The sequence below is a fragment of the Bacillus sp. FSL K6-1003 genome, assembly GCF_037964945.1.
Lineage (GTDB): Bacteria > Bacillota > Bacilli > Bacillales > Bacillaceae > Bacillus > Bacillus mojavensis.
The window spans coordinates 1,125,783-1,149,606 of the sequence record NZ_CP150176.1; the positions used below are offsets into that span (position 1 = coordinate 1,125,783).

Consider the following 23,824-nt stretch of genomic DNA (forward strand, 5'->3'; position numbering starts at 1 on the left):
AACAGATAAAAAGAGAGGGGTCTTCTAATTTGGGAGCAGAGTTTTTAGTAGGCAGGTCCGGGAGTGGAAAAACGAAGCTGATCATCGACAGCATTCAAGATGAACTGCGCCGGGCTCCATTCGGGAAACCGATCATTTTTCTAGTCCCGGATCAAATGACGTTTTTAATGGAATACGAGCTTGCTAAAACGCCTGATACGGGCGGCATGATTCGTGCTCAAGTCTTCAGCTTTTCACGACTGGCCTGGCGCGTCCTCCAGCATACGGGAGGAATGAGCAGGCCGTTTCTTACGAGCACGGGCGTACAGATGCTCCTGCGGAAGCTCATTGAAGAGCATAAACAGGAGTTTAGAGTCTATCAAAAAGCAAGTGACAAAAGCGGTTTTACCGCACAGGTGGAACGGATGCTGACTGAGTTTAAGAGATACTGTCTGGAACCGGAAGATATTCGCCGGATGGCGGATAGCGGAACAGCTTCCGAGTATCGAGGGGAACGTGTTTTATCTGAAAAGCTTCATGATTTATCGATCCTATACCAGCAGATGGAAAAAAGCCTTGAAGGTCAGTATCTTCATTCTGAGGATTATTTGACACTATTGGCAGAGCATATCCCGCAGGCGGAAGATTTGAAAGGGGCACATGTCTATGTAGACGGCTTTTATCAGTTTACACCGCAGGAATTCAGGGTGTTAGAGCAGCTTATGCTTCAGGCAGAGCATATCACGTTTTCACTCACAGCGGACAAGCCGTCACATGAGGGGGAGCCGCAGGAACTTGATTTGTTCAGAATGACGGGAAAAACGTATTATCGCCTGCACCAGACGGCAAAGGAACTGAATCTGGACATCACCTATAAAGAGCTTGATGAATTAAAGCGGCACAAGCGCGTACCGGAATTAGCCCATTTGGAAGCACAGTATGAAGCGCGTCCGGTTATTCCGTTTGCTGAGAAACAAGAGGCTTTTACCGTGATGCAGGCCGCAAACAGACGGGCAGAGCTGGAAGGTATTGCCCGGGAAATCCATAGTCTTGTCAGAGAGAAGGGCTACCGTTACAAGGATGTGGCGATTTTAGCGCGTCAGCCGGAAGACTACAAGGATATGGTCAAGGAAGTATTTGCAGATTACGAGATTCCTTATTTTATTGACGGGAAAACGTCTATGCTGAACCACCCGTTAGTGGAGTTTATCCGGTCAAGCCTTGACGTATTAAAGGGGAATTGGCGTTATGAAGCAGTGTTCCGCTGCGTGAAAACCGAACTGTTATTCCCGCTTAACGAGCCGAAGGCCAAGGTAAGAGAGCAGGTTGATCAGCTGGAGAATTACTGTATCGCTTACGGCATCAAAGGCGATCGCTGGACAAAGGGCGACCGTTTCCACTACAGACGTTTTGTGTCGCTAGATGATGAATTTGCGCAGACCGATCAAGAAATTGAAATGGAAAACATGCTGAATGACACGCGCGATTGGATTGTTCCGCCGCTGTTCCAGCTGCAGAAACGAATGAAAAAAGCAAAAACGGTTCAAGAGAAGGCGGAGGCGCTTTACCGTTATTTAGAAGAGACGGATGTGCCGCTGAAGCTGGATCAGGAAAGACAGCGGGCTGAGGAAGACGGCAGAATCATTGAAGCACAGCAGCATCAGCAGGCATGGGACGCTGTCATTCAGCTGCTTGAGGAGTTTGTGGAAATGATGGGCGAAGATGAAATTTCTCTTGATTTGTTTCAGCAGATGATGGAAACCGGTGCAGAGTCGCTGACATTCTCTCTCATTCCTCCGGCGCTTGATCAGGTGTTTGTCGGCAATATGGATTTGTCCAGAATATACGGTACCTCATGTACTTTTGTGGTTGGGGCAAACGACGGCGTCCTGCCGGCTCGCCCTGATGAAAATGGCGTGCTGTCGGATGATGATCGTGAGTGGCTGAAGACGATAGGTATTGAGCTTTCCTCCGGCGGGCGGGAGCGTCTGCTTGATGAGCATTTCCTGATCTATATGGCGCTTTCTAGCCCATCTGACCGCCTTTATGTGACGTATCCGATTGCTGATGCGGAAGGAAAAACGCTTTTGCCGTCGATTGTCATCAAGCGGCTGGAAGAACTGTTTCCGCAGCATCGCGAGCGTCTATTGACAAATGAACCGGAGCAGGTCAGCGATGAGGAACAGCTTATGTATCTTGTCAATAAAAGCGTGGCGCAATCATACACCGCTAGCCAGCTCAGATTATGGACGAGGGAATATGAGATCAGCGACGTCTGGTGGAGCGCGTACAATGCGCTGATGAATGAACCTGACAGGCTGGAGTCGAAAAAGCTTTTCTCAAGCCTGTTTTTCCGCAATGAAGTCAAGCAGCTTGAACGTTCTGTATCGAGACAGCTCTATGGTGAACGTATTCAAGGGAGCGTGTCGAGGATGGAAACCTTTAACGCTTGTCCGTTCTCCCATTTTGCGTCTCACGGGCTGCATCTGAAGGAACGTCAATTTTTCAAGCTTGAAGCACCGGATATCGGGCAGCTCTTTCATTCCAGTTTAAAACTGATCTCAGACCGGCTGCGCGAGCAAAAATTAGATTGGCGCGACCTAACGAAGGAGCAGTGCGAGCTGTTTTCTTATGACGCGGTCGAGCGGCTGGCGCCGAAGCTGCAAAAAGAAATTCTGCTCAGTTCAAACCGGCATTATTACGTGAAGGAAAAACTGCAGAAAATTGTGACACGCGTGTCCGGCATTTTAAGCGAGCATGCGAAAGCGAGCGGATTCGTGCCGATCGGCCTTGAATTGGGCTTTGGCGGAAAGGGCCCGCTCCCGCCGCTTACCTTTAAGCTGAAAAACGGCTGTACGATGGAGCTCGTCGGGCGGATTGACCGCGTGGATAAAGCGGAAAGCTCTAAAGGCCTGCTCCTCCGGATTCTCGATTATAAATCCAGTGATAAAGGCCTTGACTTGGCGGAAGTGTATTACGGACTTGCGCTGCAAATGCTGACGTATCTGGATTTATCGATTACACATTCGTTAGACTGGCTAGGAATGAAAGCCACGCCGGCCGGGGTTCTGTACTTCCATATTCATGACCCGATGATACAATCGAATCTTCCGCTTGGACTTGATGAGATTGAACAGGAAATTTTTAAGAAATTTAAGATGAAGGGCCTCCTCCTCGGTGATCAGGAGGCAATTCGCCTCATGGATACAACCCTTCAAGAAGGAAGATCAAATATCATCAATGCGGGCTTGAAGAAAGACGGCTCTCTCAGATCGGATTCAGCAGCAGTCGGTGAAAAAGAATTTGAGCTGTTGACGAAGCATGTGCGCCGCACCTTCCAAGAAGCAGGCGAGCAAATCACTGACGGGCGCGTATCCATTGAGCCGTATAAAATGAAGAACAAGACACCTTGCACATACTGTGCGTTTAAATCAGTATGCCAATTTGATGAATCATTAGAAGAAAACGAGTATCGTCAGTTAAAGGCCGAAAAGGACAAGACGGTACTTGATTGGATAAAGAAGGAGGCTGATGGCAATGAACATTCCTAAACCGGCAGACAGCACATGGACAGATGACCAGTGGAATGCCATCGTCTCAACCGGCCAGGATATCCTTGTGGCAGCGGCGGCAGGATCTGGTAAAACGGCTGTTCTTGTGGAAAGAATGATCCGAAAAATCACGGCGGAAGAACATCCGATTGATGTAGACCGGCTTCTTGTTGTCACCTTTACAAACGCCTCAGCTGCAGAGATGAAACACCGGATTGCGGATGCACTGGAAAAAGAGCTGGTAAAACGCCCAGGTTCGCTGCATATCCGACGCCAGCTGTCTCTATTAAACCGGGCCAGCATTTCAACGCTTCATTCGTTTTGCCTGCAGGTGCTGAAAAAATATTACTACCTGATTGATCTTGATCCGGGCTTTCGGATTGCTGATCAGACAGAAGGCGAACTTCTCGGGGACGAGGTGCTTGATGAGCTGTTTGAGGATGAATATGCAAAGGGCGATAAGGCGTTTTTTGAGCTTGTCGACCGATACACAACTGACCGGCATGACTTAGATCTGCAATATCTCGTGAAACAGGTGTATGAGTATTCCCGTTCCCACCCAGATCCGGAAACATGGCTGAAAAGCTTTGTTCATTTGTATGATGTAACAGAAAAGAGCGCGATCGAGGAACTGCCGTTTTATCCATATGTCAAAGAAGATATTGCGATGGTGCTGGACGGAGCAAAGGAAAAGCTTCAGCGTGCTTTTGAGCTGACAAAAGCGCCGGGCGGACCTGCGCCACGCGCTGAAAATTTTCTCGATGATCTCGCGCAGATTGATGACCTGATTCAGCATCAGGATGACTTCAATGAACTTTATAAGCGCGTGCCCGCTGTCTCCTTTAAGCGTGCAAAAGCGGTGAAAGGGGATGAGTTTGACCCCGTCTTGCTTGATGAAGCGACAGACTTGAGAAATGGCGCCAAAAAACTCCTTGAAAAACTCAAAACCGATTACTTCACCAGAAGCCCGGAGCAGCATTTGAAAAGTTTGGCTGACATGAAGCCTGTCATTGAAACACTCGTACAGCTTGTCATCAGCTACGGGAAACGGTTTGAAGCCGCAAAGCAGGAGAAATCGCTCATTGATTTTTCTGATTTGGAGCATTATTGCCTGTCCATCTTGACCGCTGTGAACGAAAAAGGTGAACGTGAACCAAGTGAGGCGGCAAGATTTTATCAGGAGCAGTTTCATGAGGTGCTCGTCGATGAATATCAGGATACCAACCTGGTGCAGGAATCCATTCTTCAGCTCGTCACAAGCGGGCCGGAAGAGACAGGAAACCTGTTTATGGTAGGAGATGTCAAGCAGTCGATTTATCGATTCAGGCTTGCGGAGCCGCTCCTTTTTCTGTCCAAGTACAAACGGTTTACAGAGAGCGGAGAAGGTACGGGCCGGAAAATCGACTTGAACAAAAACTTTCGAAGCAGGGCTGATATTTTAGACAGCACAAACTTTTTGTTCAAACAGCTGATGGGCGGCAAAATCGGCGAGGTCGATTATGATGAACAGGCTGAACTGAAACTCGGCGCGGCGTATCCGGAAAACAATGAAACGGAAACCGAACTGCTGCTGATTGACAAGTCCGAGGAGACGGACGCAGGAGAGGAAGCGGAAGAGCTGGAAACGGTACAGTTCGAGGCAAAAGCGATCGCCAAGGAAATACGTAAGCTGATCTCATCGCCATTTAAGGTATATGACGGGAAAACGAAGACACACCGCAATATTCAATACCGCGATATTGTGATTTTGCTGCGATCCATGCCGTGGGCGCCGCAAATCATGGAAGAGCTGAGAGCTCAGGGCATACCGGTTTACGCCAATTTAACATCAGGCTACTTTGATGCGGTGGAAGTGTCTGTGGTGCTTTCTGTCCTGAAGGTGATTGATAACCCGTATCAGGATATTCCGCTTGCTTCCGTTCTGCGTTCACCGATTGTCGGTGCTGACGAGAACGAACTGTCTTTGATCCGGCTTGAAAACAAAAAGGCTCCGTACTATGAAGCAATGAAAGACTATCTGGCAGCCAGCGACCGAAACGATGAGCTTTATCAAAAGCTGCAAACGTTTTACGGACATTTGCAAAAATGGCGCGCATTTTCGAAAAACCATTCGGTGTCCGAGCTGATCTGGGAAGTGTACCGCGACACAAAGTATATGGATTATGTTGGCGGAATGCCGGGCGGCAAACAGCGGCAGGCTAACTTGCGCGTCCTCTATGACCGGGCACGCCAATATGAATCGACGGCATTTCGCGGCCTGTTTCGTTTCTTGAGGTTTATCGAACGCATGCAGGAACGCGGCGATGACCTGGGAACGGCGAGAGCGTTAAGCGAACAGGAAGATGTTGTCCGCTTAATGACCATTCACAGCAGCAAAGGGCTCGAATTTCCAGTCGTCTTCACAGTGGGACTTGGCCGGAATTTCAACATGATGGATCTCAACAAATCCTATCTGCTGGACAAGGAGCTTGGGTTTGGCACGAAATTTATCCATCCTGAATGGCGCATCAGCTATCCGACGCTTCCGCTCATCGCGATGAAGAAAAAAATGCGCAGGGAGCTGCTGTCTGAGGAATTGCGTGTGCTCTATGTTGCTTTAACGCGGGCAAAGGAGAAGCTGTTTCTTGTCGGCTCATGCAAGGATCACCAGAAACAGCTGGCAAAATGGCAGGCATCGGCATCCCAAGCTGACTGGCTCCTGCCGGAATTTGATCGCTATCAGGCGAAAACGTATTTGGATTTCATTGGACCTGCTCTTGTCAGACACAGAGACTTGGAGTCTTTGGCTGAGGGCGGTGCGGCAGCGGCTTCTGATATATCAGGCCATCCGGCCCGCTTTGCTATTCAAATGATCCATTCATATGATCTGCTTGATGATGAGCTGGAAGAGAGACTGGAAGAAAAAAGCGAGCGTCTTGAAGCGATCCGCCGTGGTGAACCGGTTCCCGGCCCGTTTGCATATGAGGAAAAAGCTCGCGAGCGGCTGGCCTGGAAGTATTCGCATCACGAGGTGACACAAATTCGCACGAAGCAGTCTGTGTCTGAGATTAAGAGAAGAAGAGAGTACGAGGACGAATACAGCGGACGGGCCCCCGTTACACCGGCTGATGGAAGCATTCTGTACAGACGCCCGGCTTTCATGATGAAAAAAGGCCTGACAGCAGCAGAGAAAGGAACAGCTATGCATACGGTCATGCAGCATATTCCGCTGACACATGTGCCGACGACAGAAGAAGCAGAGCGGACAGTGCAGCATCTTTATGAAAAAGAGCTGCTCACCGAAGAACAGCAATCCGCTATCGATATTGAGGAAATCGTTCAATTTTTCCATACGGAAATTGGCGGAAAACTGATCTGCGCTAAATGGAAGGACCGTGAAGTTCCATTCAGTTTGGCGCTTCCGGCAAAAGAGATTTATCCTGATGCGAAAGAGGCGGATGAGCCGCTATTGGTGCAGGGGATTATCGATTGTCTCTACGAAACAGAGGACGGCTTATATTTGCTGGACTATAAAACAGACCGGATTGAGGGGAAATTCCAGCACGGCTTTGAAGGAGCAGCCCCGATCCTGAAAAAGAGATATGAAACGCAAATTCAGCTGTACACAAGGGCCGTTGAACAAATTGCTCAAACGAAGGTAAAAGGGTGTGCGCTTTATTTCTTTGACGGAGGGCATATTCTGACTTTATAACGAGATCCATAGGCTCCGGGGATTCAGGCGGAGCGGATCTCGTTTTCTATACAAAAGAGAGGTGAACACATTTGCGGATTTTACATACGGCTGACTGGCATCTTGGAAAAACCCTTGAAGGAAGAAGCAGGCTGAGTGAACAGGCGGATGTATTGGATGAACTGAATACAATCGTAAAGGAAGAGCAGATTGACGCCATTGTGATGGCGGGTGACGCGTTTGATACCGTGAACCCGCCGGCTTTAGCCGAGCAGTTATTCTATGAAAGCCTGTCCGCTCTCAGTGACAGAGGAAAGCGCCCGATCGTTGTCATTGCCGGAAACCATGATAATCCTGACAGGTTGTCCGCTGCTTCACCACTGACACATGAGAACGGCATTTATTTAATCGGCTATCCGACAACTGAACCGCTTCATATAGAAGTGCCCTCAGCAGGGGAGCTTTTGGCTGTCGGAGCGCTGGCATACCCGTCTGAGGCAAGGTTAAATGAAGTTCTTTCCGATACATTTGAGGAGAAACTTCTCCGTGATCACTATGATGTGAAAATAAGGCAGGCATTTGAGCAGATCACAAGCCGCTTCCGAAAAGACGCCATAAAGATTGCCGCCAGCCATATTTATGTTGCGGGCGGCAACCAAACGGACTCGGAGCGGCCAATTGAAGTCGGCGGCGCTTATACGGTGGCCGCTGAAAGCCTACCGGCGGAGGCCGCTTACGTGGCGCTCGGCCATTTGCATCGCCCGCAAACAATCAAACGGGCGAGGACGCTCGCGCGGTATTCTGGATCTCCGCTGGCCTATAGCTTCTCTGAGGCAGGCTACGCCAAATCGGTGACCATTGTAGACGCAAAGCCGGGCGAAGAAGCCTCTTGGCATGAGGTTTTATTATCAAGCGGCAAGTCTCTTGTAAAATGGAAAGCGGAAAATGGTTTAAGCGAGGTATACAGCTGGCTCGATGAAGGCAGGGATCAGAATGCCTGGATTGATCTTGAAATCAGTGTAACGGACCAGCTGTCACTTGAAGACATTCACAGGCTCAGAAAAGCACATCCGGGTTTTGTCCATATCAGGCCGGTCTTTGAAGAACAAAACATTGAGCGCGAACGGATCGAGGTTAAGCATGTGTCCATCGAAGACCGTTTTAAGAAATTTTATGAAAAACAGACAGGCGGCGCAGTGCCGGATGCTGAAATGGTAAAGCTGTTTTTAGAGCTTGCATCAGGCGCAGAAGATGAGGAGGAAGCAAGATGAAGCCGATCGCCTTAACGATAAAAGGGCTCCACAGCTTTAGGGAGGAGCAGACGATAGATTTTGACAGCCTTTCCGGTGCAGGTGTCTTCGGCATTTTCGGGCCGACAGGAAGCGGTAAATCCTCGATCCTTGACGCGATGACCCTTGCTTTATACGGAAAGGTAGAGCGGGCGGCGAACAATACGCACGGGATCTTAAACCATGCGGAAGATGCGCTGACTGTTTCCTTTACCTTTGCGCTTCAGACGAATCATCAAACCTCTTACAAAGTCGAGCGTGTGTTTAAGAGAACGGATGAAATGAAGGTGAAAACAGCGCTTTGCCGTTTTATCGAGATCAAGGATGAACAAACCGTGCTTGCTGATAAGGCCAATGAAGTGAACAAAAGAGTCGAGGAGCTCTTGGGGCTGACCATCGATGACTTTACAAGAGCGGTTGTGCTGCCGCAAGGGAAGTTTGCTGAATTTCTGTCTTTAAAAGGGGCGGAACGCAGGCATATGCTTCAGCGTTTATTCAATTTGGAGCAGTATGGAGACCGCCTTGTGAAAAAGCTGAGACGGCAGGCGCAGGAAGCCAATGCGAGAAAGAACGAAATGCTTGCAGAGCAATCGGGTCTCGGCGAGGCGAGTTCAGAAGCGGTTGAACAAGCTGAACAAGCGCTTGAACAAGCGGAAGCCAAACTGGAATCAGTGCGGAAGAATCGTGATCTAGTAAAAGACCGGTTTGCTGAGCATCAAGAGATTTGGAATGACCAAAAGGAAAAAAACGTTTATGAAGCAGAGAAAAAGCGGCTTGAAGAGGAAAAGCCGCATGTCGACAGCATGCAAAAACGCTTGGCGGAAGCGGAAACAGCAGCCGCTCTAAAGCCGTATGCGGACCGGTACTTGGAAGCGGTACAGCATGAGGAGAAGGCTGCGAGGGAAGAAGTGCTTGCCCAAAAGGATTTAACAGAGCGCACCGCTTTCTTTCAGCAAAAGAATGAAGAATATGAAGCGTGGCGCCGGCATAAAAGCGAGAAAGAGCCAGAGCGTTTAGCTGAGCAGGAACAGCTCTTCCGCTTGCAGGAGATCGAAATTAAATGGAGAGAGGCCCAGCAGGAGGCAGAGCGCAAACAGGCTGAACTTCAGCAGAAGGCCGAAAATCTTCAATCTGTCATGAAGGAATTAGAAACTGTAACTGACCGTCTTACAAGGGGACAAAACAGACAGACGGAATTAAAGCAGCAGCTCAAAACCTTGCAGGTAACCACTGATGAGCGGAAAAGATGCCAGCAGGCCGCTGAAATGGCTTTGCGGATCAGACAGACTGAGGAGCAGCTGGCAAAAGAGAAAAAACGCATGGATGCATTGAACCTTGTATTACAGAAGATGAACGAGGAAAAGAATACACTCGTACAAAAGGCTGAAGCGGAAGAAAATAAAATCATACAGGCATATGAGGCTGTTCAAGCCGTGTATCATATGGTCTGTGAGACGGAACGATCACTCACGCGAACTGCTGATCAGGCAAAACAGAGACAACACACACTTCACACTCAGCGTGAGAAAGCAAGAATGGCGGCACTTACCAAGGAGTTATCGGAAAAACTGATGGCCGGAAAACCTTGCCCAGTCTGCGGTTCAACTGAACATGATCCGTCAGCCTCAGCACATGGGACATATGAGCCGGATCACAATGTTGAAGCAGAAATCAAACAGACAGAAGATTTGCTGTCAGCAGCGGCGGCGCTCAGTCAGGAGATTCTTTCTGCCAAAATCACACTTGAAGAGCAGTCCGCCCGCTTTCTCGAGCAGTGTCCGTTTTTGAAATCGATTCAAGCGCCGACCCTTGAGGCAGCTGCTTCCTACGAGAATCAGCCGGTGCAGGAAGCATTTCATGCCGCAAAAATAGAATGGAAGCAAATCAAACAGGACATCCTGTCAGTCAAAACAAGAATGACCCAAATGATCGGCACATATCAGGAATCATTAAAAAAAGCCGAGCAGCTAAACGAAAGAATGAGTTATGAAAAAAGAGAGGCTGACCGTATTGGCAGCATAATAGCAGAGCTTCAGTCCTCGATGGACAGCCAGCAGAAGATGCTTCATGAATCATTTGAAGGCCAATCTCTGGATGAAGCGGAAAAATGGCAGCAAGACATTGAAGAAAAGGACCGGGCTGCGGAAGAATGCGAGAAACGAATTGAACGAAGCATCGCTTTTCTTTCTGAGCATGAGTCACAGAAGGAAAAGCTGCGGGAATCGAGCCATCAGCTTGAAAGGGAAAAATTGGAGCTTCACTATGCCGCAGAACGGGCGAAGAGCGCCATAGCAGATTATAAGAAGGAGCTCGGGGACTATATAAAAGAGGATTCCATCCAAACGAAGCTCCGCTCAGTTCAGCAGGACCTGAAGTGTTTAAAAGAAAAAGAGCAATCTCTATATGAAGAGCTGCAAAGCGCCCAAATGATGCTCAATCAGGCAAAAAGCCGCGCTTCAGCAAGTGAGCATACGCTTAAGGAAGCGGAAGAAAGGTTGAAAAAAGCGGAAGCGGATTGGCTTGAACATGCGAAAAGCAGCCGCTTTGTCCGGGCTGACGAGGTAGAATACAGCCTCATCCCAGCCGATGAGCTTGAAAAGATCAAAGACAGTATTGACCAGTTTTTGGATAAATGTAAGCAAAATGCCGCAAACTTAAAACGTGTATCTGATAAGCTCGCCGGCAGATCCTTATCCGAGAGTGAATGGAACGAAACCGTCACGTCATTAAAAGAAGCCGAGGAGGCATTTGGGACTGCACTGGAAGAAAAAGGGGCAGCGGCTAAAGCACTGGCTGTGATCCGCGACCAACACAAACGTTTCAATGAAATTGAGGCTGAGCTGAAGAAATGGCAGACCCATATCGACAGGCTGGACAAGCTTCAAGCAGTGTTTAAAGGCAACACGTTCGTCGAATTTTTAGCTGAGGAACAGCTTGAAAGTGTTGCAAGGGATGCGTCAACACGGCTCGGCGTGCTGACAAGACAGCGTTATGCCATTGAAGTGGATTCAGAAGGCGGATTTGTGATGCGGGATGATGCCAATGGAGGCGTCAAGCGCCCGGTATCAAGCTTGTCGGGAGGGGAGACCTTCCTTACCTCGCTTGCTCTTGCTCTCGCACTTTCTGCGCAGATCCAGCTCCGCGGTGAATATCCGCTGCAGTTCTTTTTCTTGGATGAAGGGTTTGGAACGCTTGACCAAGATCTGCTAGATACGGTTGTCACTGCCTTGGAAAAACTGCAGTCAGACAATCTGTCTGTCGGCGTGATCAGCCATGTGCAGGAACTGCGGGCACGGCTTCCGAAAAAGCTGATCGTACATCCGGCTGAACCTAGCGGACGCGGCACAAGGGTAACACTCGAGATGATGTAAGGGGGACGCGGATGTGGCAAAACAGACTGTCGGGATATGTGAGCTATGCGGCCGGAGCGATGTCCAGCTGACAGAGCACCATCTCACACCGAAGGAAGAAGGCGGTACGTTCCTGCCGACTGCGATGCTTTGCATCCCTTGCCATAAACAGATCCATGCCTTGTATACAAATCAGGAACTGGCAGTTCGACTGTCCGGTATAGAAGAGCTCAGAAGCGATCCAAAGCTTGCCCGGTTTGTCAAATGGATCAGAAAACAGCCGCCTGAAAAGCTGATTAAAACAAAGAAGTCCAATGAACGGAAAAAGAAAAAATAAAAAGCAGCCCTCTCCTTGCAGAGCGGCTGCTTTTTATCCGTTTCCAACCATATCCTGATCGCTGACATCGGGGTCTATATAATTTGTCGCGTTGACTGCGTTGTTTAAAAGAAGGAAATCTCCCGTGTTTCCTGCTCCCGAACCGAGCGCAGATTTTGAAGAGCTTTTCGGAGAAAGGTAAAAAGAATCACCAAAGTTCACGACTCCGCCCGATATGGAATTGATAGCTATAGGCCCGACAATTGCTGGCATAGACGACACCCTTTATAGAAGTCTCTGTTTATTATATGCCCGTGCCGGACGATTGTGAGTTTGGAGGAATAATCTGGCGGATATGTTTAATCCGCGCGTCGCCGCGTACGACCGAAGCTGAGCCTGCATGAAAAACGGAAGAGGATGAGACCCCTTGAATTTTGATGTTGCGGACATGAATGACAGGCACCTCATGGCAAAAAGCGGTTTGCACGCCCGTTTCCGGAAGAAGCTTCACAGCGTGCTGCTCAAAAATAGGATAATCCTTTCTATTAAATGAGCCTTCATTTTCATAAAACGTTGAGAGAGAGCGCTGAACAGCGAGCACTTTTATTTTCATATCGATTTCGTTTGTGTCGCCTGCTTGAAATACGCTTGCTATACCGAGAGAGTTAAATTTAATCTGTCTGATGTGGGATAGACGCTTAAGCATGATTCGACGGCAGCGGAGCAAACGGACCGATAATAAGAGATTCAGGCGGCGTATCGAAAATGGAAGATAAATAGATGGATTCTGCGTCTCCAATGTGGAAAACAGAGGAACTGGATACACCATTCATTCGGATATCTCCGACTTCAAGGCTGCGGTTGACGACGGTAAAGATCATGCTTGCTCATCTCCTTTCATCTCGGAGGGGATATGTTCGAGAAAATGTTCCACAGCACGGATCACATCACGCTTCACATGCTCAGCGATATGCTCCGCATATTGTTTGGGCGGCGTGTTTTCTTCTTTTTTAATATGGGACATATAATAGTGAATCCGGCTGTCTATTTGTTTTCTGATGTCCTCAATGACATGATGCCGATTTGTATCGTCAAGCCTGCTGTCATATTGGTTTTCTAGCTGCTCCAAAACAGCCGGGATTTCCTCGGTTAAGTACATGTCGACGTTCTGCCGGATTTGCTGCATGAGCTGGGCGCTCTCTTCCTGCTGCATCATTCCGATTTCCGGTGTAGTCTGGCTCACTTCAAAGTTTTGAACGCTGTTTGGGTCTGTCGGATTTAAACCGATATTCAGCGTGCCGTCGAGCCGTTCGATTTTTAGCTGATCAAATTTATATTCCACACGCTCAATAGTTGTGGCCGGCCGCTGTTTCATGGTATTCATTTCAGTTTGCATCTCTTTCAGCTGCCGTTCGAGCTGCTGAATATGCAGCGCCTGCTGCTGAACGAAGGAATTCAAGTTTTGCAAGTAAGAGGAAACAGATTGATCATACATGTCTTTCACCTCTTTCATATGATTAACGGCCAGGAGGCTGGAGCGGAACCAATGAACCTGTATCGGGCTCCTGTAATTCGACTGGCTGCCCCTGAGCGGAAACCTCGGGAGCCGCTTCTACATAGCTGCCTGTATTGTACAGGTTAGAAAGCGATTTAATAGACCCGGCGCTTCCGATTTGCAGAATGGAGGAGTTGCTGATGGATTCCAGCCGGAGATAGTTAATTTGAATGGTTTGATTGATATAAAAATTCATGAAGCATCACTCCTTTACGCATTGCCTGCGATCGGCTGATCAACCACATCATTGTCGTACACATTCGTTGCGTTTTTATAATTCATCACCTTAAGGCTGTCACCGGTATTAAAGCTGCCTGCCCCGGCAAACGTTCTGACCTCAGCTTGAGGAGAAATGGTAATGCAGTCTCCGATGTGAACGACTCCGCTCGTACCGACCGCATTAATTTTAAACGCTCCGACAATTGCCGGCATACGAGCACATCCTTTGTTGTTAAATTGAAAAAAGGCAGGTGAAATAAGGACAAGATTTGTTTCTGCTGGGCTATTCACGATAGCTTATGACAAACGCACATTTGTGTGAGAGAAAATTAAATGGGGACATGTCGGAGAGATTGATAAAAAAATCTGTTTATTTTTTTCAGGTGAAGGCTTAAACAATTCAGAAGCTGGTTATTGTATAGGGCCAAGCGGAAATGCGGCGATGGTGCCGCTGTCCGCCTGCGTGATTGTATATTGTTTTGCGATGGTGTATGGGCAATAGAGGTACAGGAAATGTCTTTCGGAGTAATTCGTGTTGCTGGAGTGTTATCTGCCGTGATGTTTCATGCTGATCCAGAAAGGATCTGCTGAATTGTTCAAAATCTGTTTTCAGGCGGCAAATTCTCGCCCAGAGGCATGTCTCAGGATGTTGCTCAGCAATATGCGGCGGGTGATGCAGGAAGCCTTTGAATACATATCATATGATCACACACGGGCGTTTTGCCCCCAAGAGGTGATTTCTTCTTTAATTCGAATATTGAGCAGGTTGTCGAGCTCTTGGCTGCATTGAATTGTTTCTTTTGAATTCATACCGTATTTTTGTGCTGTTTTAATTAGCATAACTCTCAGTTCTTCAATTTTTCTGTTCATGAAACAATCTCCAATTCTAGATTTTTATTGTGGTGCATACAGGATATAGATAGTATAACCTATTTTGGCTGAAAAGGTTGCCTTTCGTCAATTTGACTAAAAAAGCGACAATTTTTGCTGCGGTCTTTTTGACTTGCTTTGGTTGAGAAAGGACTATAGTCTTGCCAGATGTACTTGTAAAAAGTCCTGCCGCTCTTCGATTTCGCGCAGGATATTTGCTTGTTCCTTTTCTAACTGTAAGGGGCTTTTTTTTATGTGAGGATCATCGCCTGCTCTTTGACAAATGTCAAAATGCCAGTCTCTGATAAACGGAGACAGACGGTCGATCGTAAATTCCCGGCTCAGCACATTTTTCATGAGTGTGTGATATTGTGCTCGGAAAGCTGGAATGGAGAGAAGTCTTGACGCAAGTGTACGGCCGTTTGTCAATAGAGGGTCCTCTTCAGTAAATCTGTAAGCGGCAAGCGCTTTTGTTTCCATGGGAGTGATGTGAAAGCGGCCGGACTCGTTCAAACAAAAGCCGTAATAAAAGGCTTGGCGGGTGCAGACGCTGCCGATCAGCCACAGAAAGAACAGCTTTACATCAAGATACATTTTAATTCGTTCGGCGAATTCTTCATCCTCCGCTGTGCAGATCAGCGTGAGAAATTCATGTAAGTATGAGGTCCGTTGTCTGTTTTCAATGGAAGCTTCGTGTTTGAAAACAGACAGCGGAACCCTCGGATCGGTATCCTTCACTTCATATATGGCTCCTTTAGGAAGCCGGCGATTCATATCGAGCGCATCAATTTTTAAATAAATGCCTTCTCTTTGACCATTGATGATCAAGAAGATGTAGGAAGCATCCTGGGAAGCGACGCCAAGTTGATGAAAAAAACAATAAGCAAGCCTGCGCCGCATCAGTGAAGGATCATCTTGTTCTGCATTCAGATAAAACTTTTTTTCGCTGAGCGGCGACTGTTCACAGTTTATTTCATAGGACGCCTTTTGCAGGGTATCACGCTGTGTGAGAAGAATGGGAGAAACGGTTCTGTCTGTCAACATCAGTCCCTTGGCAGTCCCCGTTCTGTTAAGCTGCTGCCGACGAAAAAATAAATGTATGTTTTCCATATTCTTTCCTCCTCTTCAGACGCCATTTGTATGATATGTACAGCGAGCCAGTCCCGAAACGGGAATGAAAACACGCATTTGATAAAAAGGAATTTCAGCATTCGACAGAGAATAACTGAAGTAGAACTCTGATTTAAAAGATGATGGAGGAATAACATGAAATTTGCGACAGGGGAACTTTACAACCGAATGTTTGTCGGCCTGATCATTGAAGATGATAAAATTATGGATTTGCAAAGGGCTGAAAAAAAACTGTTTGAACTTGAGACAATTCCGGGATCGCTGATTGAATGTATCGCAGAAGGGGATAAATTTGTTGCGCATGCAAGGCAGCTGGCAGAGTGGGCGAAGAAACCGAATGATGAGCTTGGATCATTTATTTACTCATTATCTGACGTGAAGCTCCATGCACCTATTCCTAAGCCGTCAAAAAATATCATGTGCATCGGCAAAAACTATAGGGATCACGCAATTGAAATGGGCAGTGAGGCTGACATTCCGGAGCATCCAATGGTATTTACCAAATCGCCTGTAACAATCACAGGCCATGGTGATACGGTGAACAGCCATGAAGAAATCACATCTCAGCTTGATTATGAAGGAGAGCTTGCTGTCGTCATCGGAAAAAGCGGCACCCGCATATCAAAAGCAGACGCATATGACCATATTTTCGGATATACGATTGTGAATGACATCACGGCGCGGGATCTGCAAAAAAGGCATAAGCAGTTTTTTATCGGAAAAAGTTTGGATACGACATGTCCGATGGGACCTGTGCTTGTACATAAATCGTTAATTCCCGATCCGGAACGCCTTAAGGTTGAAACGAGGGTCAACGGCGAGCTGCGCCAATCCGGCTCGGCAAGCGATATGATTTTCTCTGTCGCGGAATTAATTGAAACCCTTTCAATGGGGATGACGCTTGAAGCGGGAGACATCATTGCGACCGGCACGCCGTCTGGTGTAGGAAAAGGCTTTACACCGCCGAAATTTCTGCGGCGAGGCGATCAAATCGACATCACGATTGAACCCATCGGAACGCTGTCAAATCAAATCGGCTAATTATAAGGAGGGCGGCACAGGAACCGCCCGCTTTTTCTGTGGATCATCTTTGTGGCAAGGGACAAGTTCATGGTACTATAAGTGGGGTAATTTATCTGATAGGGGGAACCTGTATGACACATCTACATATTACGACATGGGTGGTGGCGCTGATACTGCTTTTCGTCAGCTACTCGCTCTATTCGTCAGGAAGTGCGAAGGGCGCAAAAATCACTCATATGATTCTGCGGCTATTCTATATCCTAATTATTTTGACAGGAGCTGAGCTGTTTGTCCGTTTCGCCAACTGGAACGGAGAATACGCCGGGAAAATGATTCTTGGCATTATCACCATCGGCCTGATGGAAATGCTCCTCATCCGCAAGAAAAAAGAAAAATCAACTGGCGGCCTATGGATCGGCTTTATCATTGTCCTTGTGCTGACAGTGCTGCTCGGTCTTCATCTGCCGATTGGATTCCGATTATTTTAATAGAAAAAGCTTGAACCCGGTTCTAAGAGAGTCGGGTTTTTTTTGTATGGTTCCCCCTGATATTCCAAATCATTTAAAATAACCTTAAAATTCCCTGTAAGCGGTATCTCGGCCTATGAAATTATGATACATTTCAAAAAGATTCATTATTTTACAGGAGGGATAACATGAAACGAAGAAAATTCAACTCTTTTTTGGCGACAGTGCTAATTTTCGCACTGATCTTCAGCCTTTTTTCTCCAGGCACCAAAGCAGCAGCTGCCGGAACCATTGATGTAGCCGGTGTGCTGGAAAAAGGCAAGGAACAAACAGGAACCATGAAGGAGCCGGAACAGGCGAAATGGTATCAAGTGAATCCGGGAAAGGCAGATATTCAGAAAGACTCTCATATGGCATTGACTGTTAAGAGTGATGCTGTTCTGAATGTATCTGTCTACCCAAGCAAGGAAAAAGCGCTTAAGGATGAGACGTTTGACATGTACCGTTCCTACACAGCTGAGGATGGTAAAAGTGAAATTGTTTTTCCATACGCGTGGAGCGGTCCTTACTATGTGAAAGTTGAATACCTCGGAGAAGAAGAACCAGAGGACGGCGGAACGGCCGAAGCAGCTGAGGAAGCCAAATATACGATTGGATATACAGGCACCAAAAAACAGCCGTCAGATTTAGAGCAGGAAGAAGCTTGTCCGGTGGAAATGAGTGTCGATCAGAAAAAATCGGGAAAAAGCATCCTGGACAAGCTGAGAGCGATTCGTGATGAGCAGCTGAGCCAAACAGCAGAAGGCAAAGAACTGACAAGCCTTTACTACAAAGCGGCGCCGTTTATCGTGGCAAAGCTAGCACTCAATAAAACAGCGAGAAATGAAATCTATCAGGACCTTGTGACATTAAAGCCGCTGTTTGAGGATGTGTCAGAAAACGGAGCTTCTTCTTCATATAAGATGACTGAAAAGGATCAAAAAGCGATTAATCGGCTTTACGATACAGCTTTACAATCAGTCCCGTCTTTCCTTAAAGAGGAGATAAAGAAACAGGCGGAACGATTAAATATCAAGCAGCTGCAAGGCAAAACAGCAGGAGCAATTTTAACAGAAAACAAGATTGCGGCAAAAAGCGAAGTTCAGACAACAAAGGTCATTTTCAAGGTGAAGAACAATAAAAGCCTCTCATCCGTACATAACGAAATGAAGGGCTTTACTGCCAGCGCGCAATCGAAAAAAGACATTTCTAATGTGAAAAAGGCAAAGAAACTGTTTGACAACCTGTACTCTTTTGAACTGCCGAAGGATCAAAAGCAAAGCGGGACATATACGGCAAGCGCAAAACGCGTGAAAAGCGCTGCTGCGACATTATCCAAGATGTCTAACGTAGAGTTTGCGGAACCGGTTCAGGAATACAAAAGCCTGTCTAACGACGTTCAGTACTCTTACCAGTGGCCGCTTAGAAACAGTGGTGAAAACGGCGGCATCAAAAATGCAGATGTCAAATACGAGCCTGCCAGCACATTGTTGTCCAAGCGCAAGCTGAACGATACATTGATTGCGGTTGTGGACACAGGTGTAGACAGTACGCTTGCTGATTTAAAAGGAAAAGTAAGAACCGATCTCGGGCATAATTTTGTCGGACGGAATAACAATGCAATGGATGATCAGGGGCATGGGACACATGTCGCCGGCATTATTGCCGCCCAAAGCGATAACGGCTATTCCATGACTGGCCTGAACGCCAAAGCGAAAATTATACCGGTTAAGGTGCTTGATTCAACAGGCTCCGGAGATACTGAACAAATTGCCCTCGGCATCAAATACGCAGTTGACAAAGGAGCAAAGGTCATTAACTTAAGCTTAGGCGGAGGCTACAGCCGCGTGCTTGAATTTGCTTTGAAATACGCGGCTGACAAAAACGTCCTGGTTGCGGCAGCCAGCGGAAACGATGGAGCCAATTCCTTATCTTACCCAGCTTCCTCTAAATATGCCATGTCAGTCGGAGCGACGAACCGTATGGATATGACAGCAGACTTCTCTAACTACGGGAAAGGTCTCGACATCAGTGCGCCGGGTTCTGATATCCCGAGCTTGGTGCCGAACGGAAATGTGACGTACATGAGCGGAACGTCCATGGCGACACCTTATGCGGCGGCTGCGGCAGGACTGCTGTTTGCACAAAATCCGAAGCTTAAAAGAACAGAAGTGGAGGATATTCTGAAAAAGACAGCGGATGATATTTCCTTTGAAAGCGCCGACGGCGGAGAAGAGGAAATGTATGACGATAATGGCGATCCAATTGAAATTCCCCGCATCCCAGGAGTTGACTGGCATTCCGGATACGGCCGGCTGAATGTGATGCAGGCTGTCAGTGCTGTTGATTTACAAGTAAAGGTCAATAAGCTGGAAAGCACGCAAACAGCCGTCAGAGGAAAAGCGAAGGAAGGCACGCTGATCGAGGTGATGAGCGGCAAGAAAAAACTCGGGAGTGCCAAAGCGGGAAAAGACGGTGCATTCAAAGTCAGCATCCCGACTCAGAAACAAGATAAAGTCCTGCATGTGAAAGCCTCTAAAGGCGATGCAAAAACATCCTTACAAGTGGTTGTCGTGAAAGGAAAACCATCCGGCACACCAAAAGTAAAGGCTGTCAAAACGAAAGACACAGCAGTAAAAGGCACGGCGAACAGCAAAGCGGTGATCAAAGTGAAAGACAAATCGAAAAAAGTGATCGCTTCTGGTAAAGCTGACGCCAAAGGGGCCTTTACGGTAAAAATCAAAAAACAAAAAGCCGGGACGGTGCTGTACGTCACGGCAGCTGATACGGATAAAAAAGAAAGCAAGGCTGTAAAGGTTGTTGTAGAAAAATAAAGAAAAAGCGGTGCCAAAGCACCGCTTTTTTATTTGCGTCCCCGCTGGACCGCTGAATACATAATGGAGCGCTTTCCATCGGAAGCTGTCCATTCGAACCGGTCGCCAGCCGCTCCTTTGCTGTAATGGTGCTGCAGCGCGCATTGGGCCGTGTCGTTTGAGAAGTGATAAAAGGAAACACCCTGCTCCTCTAAGATATCTGAAAAGACCTCTTTATTATAAGAAAACACGCAATCGAATACCGATAAACCAAAGCTGTGCAAATGCTGCAAAAAAGCGAGAAAGGTTTCATCATCCAGCGAATCCAGAAGCGCCATGAGCGGACGTTTTACCGATTTTTCATAGCGTATGCATTCTCCGCCGGAAAGGGAGATGTCCTCTCCGCAGCATGTCAGAACCAATTTGTTCTGGAAGCCGGCCTGCGCCCACTTCCCTTCACGCTGAATCCAGATCGGTCTGTTTTGAAGACTTTCCGCCAGCAGCACATCACCTTCCTCGTTTTCAATTAAACATATGTCGTCTTCGATCAGTATGGTGCCGTATTCCCATTTCTGTTCATCTTTATATAGAAATTGTTTTCGTTTCATAAATGAAGTGCTCTCCTTTTTTCTTCGTTCCTCTCTTTTCTTTCCAATACAAGCCTGTCCCATACAACTCTTTTGTGGACAAATCAACTATCTGTCTATAGATGCATAAACTTACTAAGGTGCTGAAAGAAACGAATTTGATACCGATAGAAACGGGATTGGAGCTGATATCACATGTGTGGAATTACGGGTTGGGTCGACTTTAAAAAGCAGCTCGTCCAAGAAAAACAAACGATGAACAGAATGACAGACACTCTTTCCAAACGGGGGCCTGATGATTCTAACGTTTGGGGAGAGCACCATGTTTTATTCGGACATAAAAGGCTTGCGGTTGTCGATATTGAAGGCGGACGCCAGCCGATGGCATGCACCTATAAAGGGGATACGTACACAATTATTTACAATGGTGAGCTGTATAACACGGAAGATCTGCGCAAAGAGCTGCGGGCGCGGGGTCATCAGTTCGAGCGGACGTCTGATACCGAGGTATTACTGCACAGCTACATTGAATGGCAGGAGGATTGTGTAGATCGCTTGAACGGCATTTTCGCCTTCGCCGTGTGGGATGAAAAGCGTGATTTGCTGTTTGCGGCGAGGGACCGTCTTGGCGTGAAGCCGTTTTTTTATACGGAGCAAGGCTCTTCTTTTCTCTTCGGATCGGAACTCAAAGCCATCCTCGCACACCCCGAGGTGAAAGCGCGGGTGGACAGAACGGGTCTCTCGGAAATTTTCGGGCTTGGACCGTCCAGAACTCCGGGTACAGGTGTGTTTAAAGGCATAAAAGAAGTCCGGCCGGCCCACGCGCTGACGTTTTCTAAAGACGGTCTGAACATATGGCGTTATTGGAATGTCAAAAGCGAGAAACATACGGACAGCTTTGAAGACAGTGTGGCCAATGTGAGATCATTGTTTCAGGATGCGGTGACGCGGCAGCTTGTGTCGGATGTTCCGGTTTGTACGTTCTTATCCGGAGGACTTGATTCGAGTGCCATTACCGCCATTGCCGCAGGTCATTTTGAAAAGGAAGGAAAAGCCCCTCTTCATACTTATTCGATTGATTACGAAGAAAACGATAAATTTTTTCAGGCGAGCGCCTTTCAGCCGAATGACGACGGGCCGTGGATTGAAAAAATGACAGAGGCCTTCGGCACGACGCACCATAAATGTGTCATCAGCCAAAAAGATCTCGTCGATCATTTGGAGGAAGCCGTTCTGGTCAAAGACCTACCGGGAATGGCTGATGTCGACTCGTCTCTATTGTGGTTTTGCCGTGAAATCAAAAAGGACTTTGTCGTCAGCCTGTCAGGAGAATGCGCGGATGAGATTTTCGGCGGTTATCCCTGGTTCCATACAGCAGACGTTGAGTCCGGTTTTCCGTGGATGAGATCGACAGAAGAGCGGATGAAGCTGCTCTCCGATTCGTGGCAGAAAAAATTGAATTTGAAAGAATACGTATATGCAAAATACGAAGAAACCTTGGTCGAAACGCCGTTATTAGACGGTGAAACAGGTGAGGATAAAGCGAGAAGGCAGCTGTTCTATTTGAATATGCTATGGTTTATGACCAATCTTTTGGATCGTAAGGATCGCATGAGCATGGGGGCGAGCCTTGAGGTGCGGGTGCCGTTTGCTGATCATCGGCTCGTTGAATACGTCTGGAATATCCCATGGGAAATGAAAATGCATGACAACCGGGAAAAAGGCATTTTGCGAAAAGCACTTGAAGGCATTTTGCCTGATGACATCTTATATCGTAAAAAAAGCCCGTATCCGAAAACCCACCATCCCGAATATACAAAAGGAGTCAGCGAGTGGCTGAAAGCGATCAGGAGCCAAAAGGACTCCGTGCTCCATACCCTGCTGGACAGAAAACAATTGGATCAGCTTTTAGAGACGGAAGGCTCCTCCTTTCAGGTCCCATGGTACGGACAGCTGATGAAAGGACCGCAGCTGATCGCCCATCTTGCCCAAATTCATACATGGTTTGAGGCGTATCGAATTGATATTGAAGAAGCATAAAAGAGAGGCCGATTCTGCAAAAAGGAATCGGCCTTTCTTCATATACATTTGCGAAAAAACATAATAGACTTGAAGAAGTGAATACATAGGAGTGAATAGGAATGAAAGAAATAAAAGAAGCTTATCAGCAATGCGGACAGATTGTCAGCGAATACGCGCCAGCCTGTTTTAAGGCATTCTCTTTTCTCCCGCTGAAGCAAAGACAAGCTGTTTGGGCAGTGTTGGCATTTTGTCATACGACAGCCAGTGCGGACGAGGAGGCGTTACCTGTATTCGAAGCTGAGGTTGAACATGTTTTTCAAAGAACAAGTAACGGGAAACACGATTTGTGGAAGGCGTTTGATCATGCGTATCAGACATTTAGATTAGACAGCGAGCCTTTTCGGGAATTCCTTGCCGCAAAGAAAGAAGAACCGAAGACGCATGAAACCCTTGATGAACTGCTCATGGGCGCATATCAGACGGGCGGAAACGCGGGGTTAATGCTGCTGCCGATGCTGACGCGCCGAAATCAAGATCAGCTCAAACAAGCAGCCGTCTCTCTCGGCTTGGCCATACAGCTGATTCAAATTTTAAACAATCTTGGCACGGATCAGCACCAAAAAAACTGCATTCCCCGCCAGGTGATGCAGCAATTCGGCTATACAGAGGCCGATCTTCAAAAAGGCACCGTCAATAAAGCGTTCACGATGACGTGGGAGTACATCGCTTTTGAAGCGGAGGCTTACCTTGAAGAGTGCCTGGATGCCCTGCCGCTTTTCCCTCAGTATTCTCAAAAAGCGGTAAAAGCTGCAGCCCAGCTGTACCGAGCCATTCTGGAAAAAGTCCGAGCGGAGCAGTACAACGTTTTTGAACAAAAGCACGCCTTAACAGACAGCGAAGTAAAACTGATTCTGTCCAAACTGTAAAAAAACACCCGGCTTGT

General features: G+C 47.5%; 18 protein-coding genes and 1 pseudogene. 10 read left to right on the plus strand and 9 right to left on the minus strand.

Annotated elements, in window-relative coordinates; genetic code table 11:
- Positions 1-29: 29 nt before the first annotated feature.
- From addB to hlpB, 5 genes are all read left to right on the plus strand, one after another.
- Positions 30-3,530, plus strand: a complete 3,501-nt coding sequence (gene addB / locus NSU16_RS05740; RefSeq protein WP_339192277.1) for a helicase-exonuclease AddAB subunit AddB — start codon at positions 30-32, stop codon at positions 3,528-3,530.
- Positions 3,517-7,221: a helicase-exonuclease AddAB subunit AddA gene (gene addA / locus NSU16_RS05745; protein WP_339192278.1), complete on the plus strand. Its 3,705-nt coding sequence runs from the start codon at positions 3,517-3,519 to the stop codon at positions 7,219-7,221. The genes addB and addA overlap by 14 nt, the downstream gene beginning before the upstream one ends.
- 71 nt (positions 7,222-7,292) lie before the next feature.
- Complete coding sequence (sbcD, locus tag NSU16_RS05750; protein ID WP_339180680.1) at positions 7,293-8,471, plus strand: exonuclease subunit SbcD; 1,179 nt, start codon at positions 7,293-7,295, stop codon at positions 8,469-8,471.
- Positions 8,468-11,860: an exonuclease subunit SbcC gene (gene sbcC, locus NSU16_RS05755; protein WP_339192279.1), complete on the plus strand. Its 3,393-nt coding sequence runs from the start codon at positions 8,468-8,470 to the stop codon at positions 11,858-11,860. Before sbcD ends, sbcC begins: the two co-directional genes overlap by 4 nt.
- A gap of 13 nt (positions 11,861-11,873) precedes the next feature.
- Complete coding sequence (hlpB, locus tag NSU16_RS05760) at positions 11,874-12,176, plus strand: HNH nuclease-like protein HlpB (RefSeq protein ID WP_229147779.1); 303 nt, start codon at positions 11,874-11,876, stop codon at positions 12,174-12,176.
- Positions 12,177-12,209: 33 nt separating this feature from the next.
- Here the strand turns inward: hlpB and NSU16_RS05765 are convergent, their stop codons facing one another.
- The 8 genes from NSU16_RS05765 to NSU16_RS05800 all read right to left on the minus strand — a co-directional run bounded on the left by NSU16_RS05765 (position 12,210) and on the right by NSU16_RS05800 (position 15,909).
- On the minus strand, positions 12,210-12,428 hold the full coding sequence (locus NSU16_RS05765) for a spore germination protein (protein WP_010333667.1): 219 nt from the start codon (positions 12,426-12,428) through the stop codon (positions 12,210-12,212).
- Positions 12,429-12,459: 31 nt separating this feature from the next.
- Entirely contained in the window at positions 12,460-12,861 is a 402-nt protein-coding gene (locus NSU16_RS05770) for a spore germination protein GerPE (RefSeq protein WP_268447685.1), read from the minus strand.
- The gene (gene gerPD / locus NSU16_RS05775; protein WP_010333669.1) at positions 12,854-13,036 is read right to left on the minus strand and encodes a spore germination protein GerPD; all 183 of its coding nucleotides are present in this window, start codon (positions 13,034-13,036) and stop codon (positions 12,854-12,856) included. Before gerPD ends, NSU16_RS05770 begins: the two co-directional genes overlap by 8 nt.
- Entirely contained in the window at positions 13,033-13,650 is a 618-nt protein-coding gene (locus NSU16_RS05780; RefSeq protein WP_168747371.1) for a spore germination protein GerPC, read from the minus strand. Before NSU16_RS05780 ends, gerPD begins: the two co-directional genes overlap by 4 nt.
- A 22-nt stretch (positions 13,651-13,672) precedes the next feature.
- A complete protein-coding gene (locus NSU16_RS05785) occupies positions 13,673-13,906 on the minus strand; it encodes a spore germination protein GerPB (RefSeq protein ID WP_003224438.1) in 234 nt (77 codons plus the stop codon).
- A 14-nt stretch (positions 13,907-13,920) separates the two neighbouring features.
- On the minus strand, positions 13,921-14,142 hold the full coding sequence (locus tag NSU16_RS05790) for a spore germination protein (protein WP_010333672.1): 222 nt from the start codon (positions 14,140-14,142) through the stop codon (positions 13,921-13,923).
- A gap of 492 nt (positions 14,143-14,634) precedes the next feature.
- Complete coding sequence (locus NSU16_RS05795; RefSeq protein ID WP_229147781.1) at positions 14,635-14,799, minus strand: aspartyl-phosphate phosphatase Spo0E family protein; 165 nt, start codon at positions 14,797-14,799, stop codon at positions 14,635-14,637.
- Positions 14,800-14,952: 153 nt separating this feature from the next.
- Positions 14,953-15,909, minus strand: coding sequence for a CotH kinase family protein (locus NSU16_RS05800; protein WP_339192281.1), 957 nt, complete (start codon positions 15,907-15,909; stop codon positions 14,953-14,955).
- Positions 15,910-16,065: 156 nt separating this feature from the next.
- On the opposite strand from NSU16_RS05800, the gene NSU16_RS05805 reads away from it, so the two are divergent.
- The 3 genes from NSU16_RS05805 (at position 16,066) to NSU16_RS05815 (ending at position 20,293) form a co-directional block, all read left to right on the plus strand.
- Positions 16,066-16,971, plus strand: a complete 906-nt coding sequence (locus NSU16_RS05805) for a fumarylacetoacetate hydrolase family protein (protein WP_010333675.1) — start codon at positions 16,066-16,068, stop codon at positions 16,969-16,971.
- A gap of 113 nt (positions 16,972-17,084) precedes the next feature.
- Positions 17,085-17,441, plus strand: coding sequence for a YisL family protein (locus NSU16_RS05810; protein WP_010333676.1), 357 nt, complete (start codon positions 17,085-17,087; stop codon positions 17,439-17,441).
- Positions 17,442-17,608: 167 nt separating this feature from the next.
- A complete protein-coding gene (locus NSU16_RS05815) occupies positions 17,609-20,293 on the plus strand; it encodes a peptidase S8 (protein ID WP_339192282.1) in 2,685 nt (894 codons plus the stop codon).
- Positions 20,294-20,322: 29 nt separating this feature from the next.
- On the opposite strand, the gene NSU16_RS05820 is transcribed toward NSU16_RS05815, so the two are convergent.
- Positions 20,323-20,880: a DUF2777 domain-containing protein gene (locus NSU16_RS05820; RefSeq protein ID WP_010333678.1), complete on the minus strand. Its 558-nt coding sequence runs from the start codon at positions 20,878-20,880 to the stop codon at positions 20,323-20,325.
- A gap of 174 nt (positions 20,881-21,054) precedes the next feature.
- On the opposite strand from NSU16_RS05820, the gene asnB reads away from it, so the two are divergent.
- Complete coding sequence (gene asnB, locus NSU16_RS05825) at positions 21,055-22,899, plus strand: asparagine synthase (glutamine-hydrolyzing) (RefSeq protein WP_339192283.1); 1,845 nt, start codon at positions 21,055-21,057, stop codon at positions 22,897-22,899.
- 81 nt (positions 22,900-22,980) lie between these two features.
- Positions 22,981-23,807: pseudogene (locus NSU16_RS05830) on the plus strand (phytoene/squalene synthase family protein).
- Positions 23,808-23,824 lie beyond the last annotated feature (17 nt).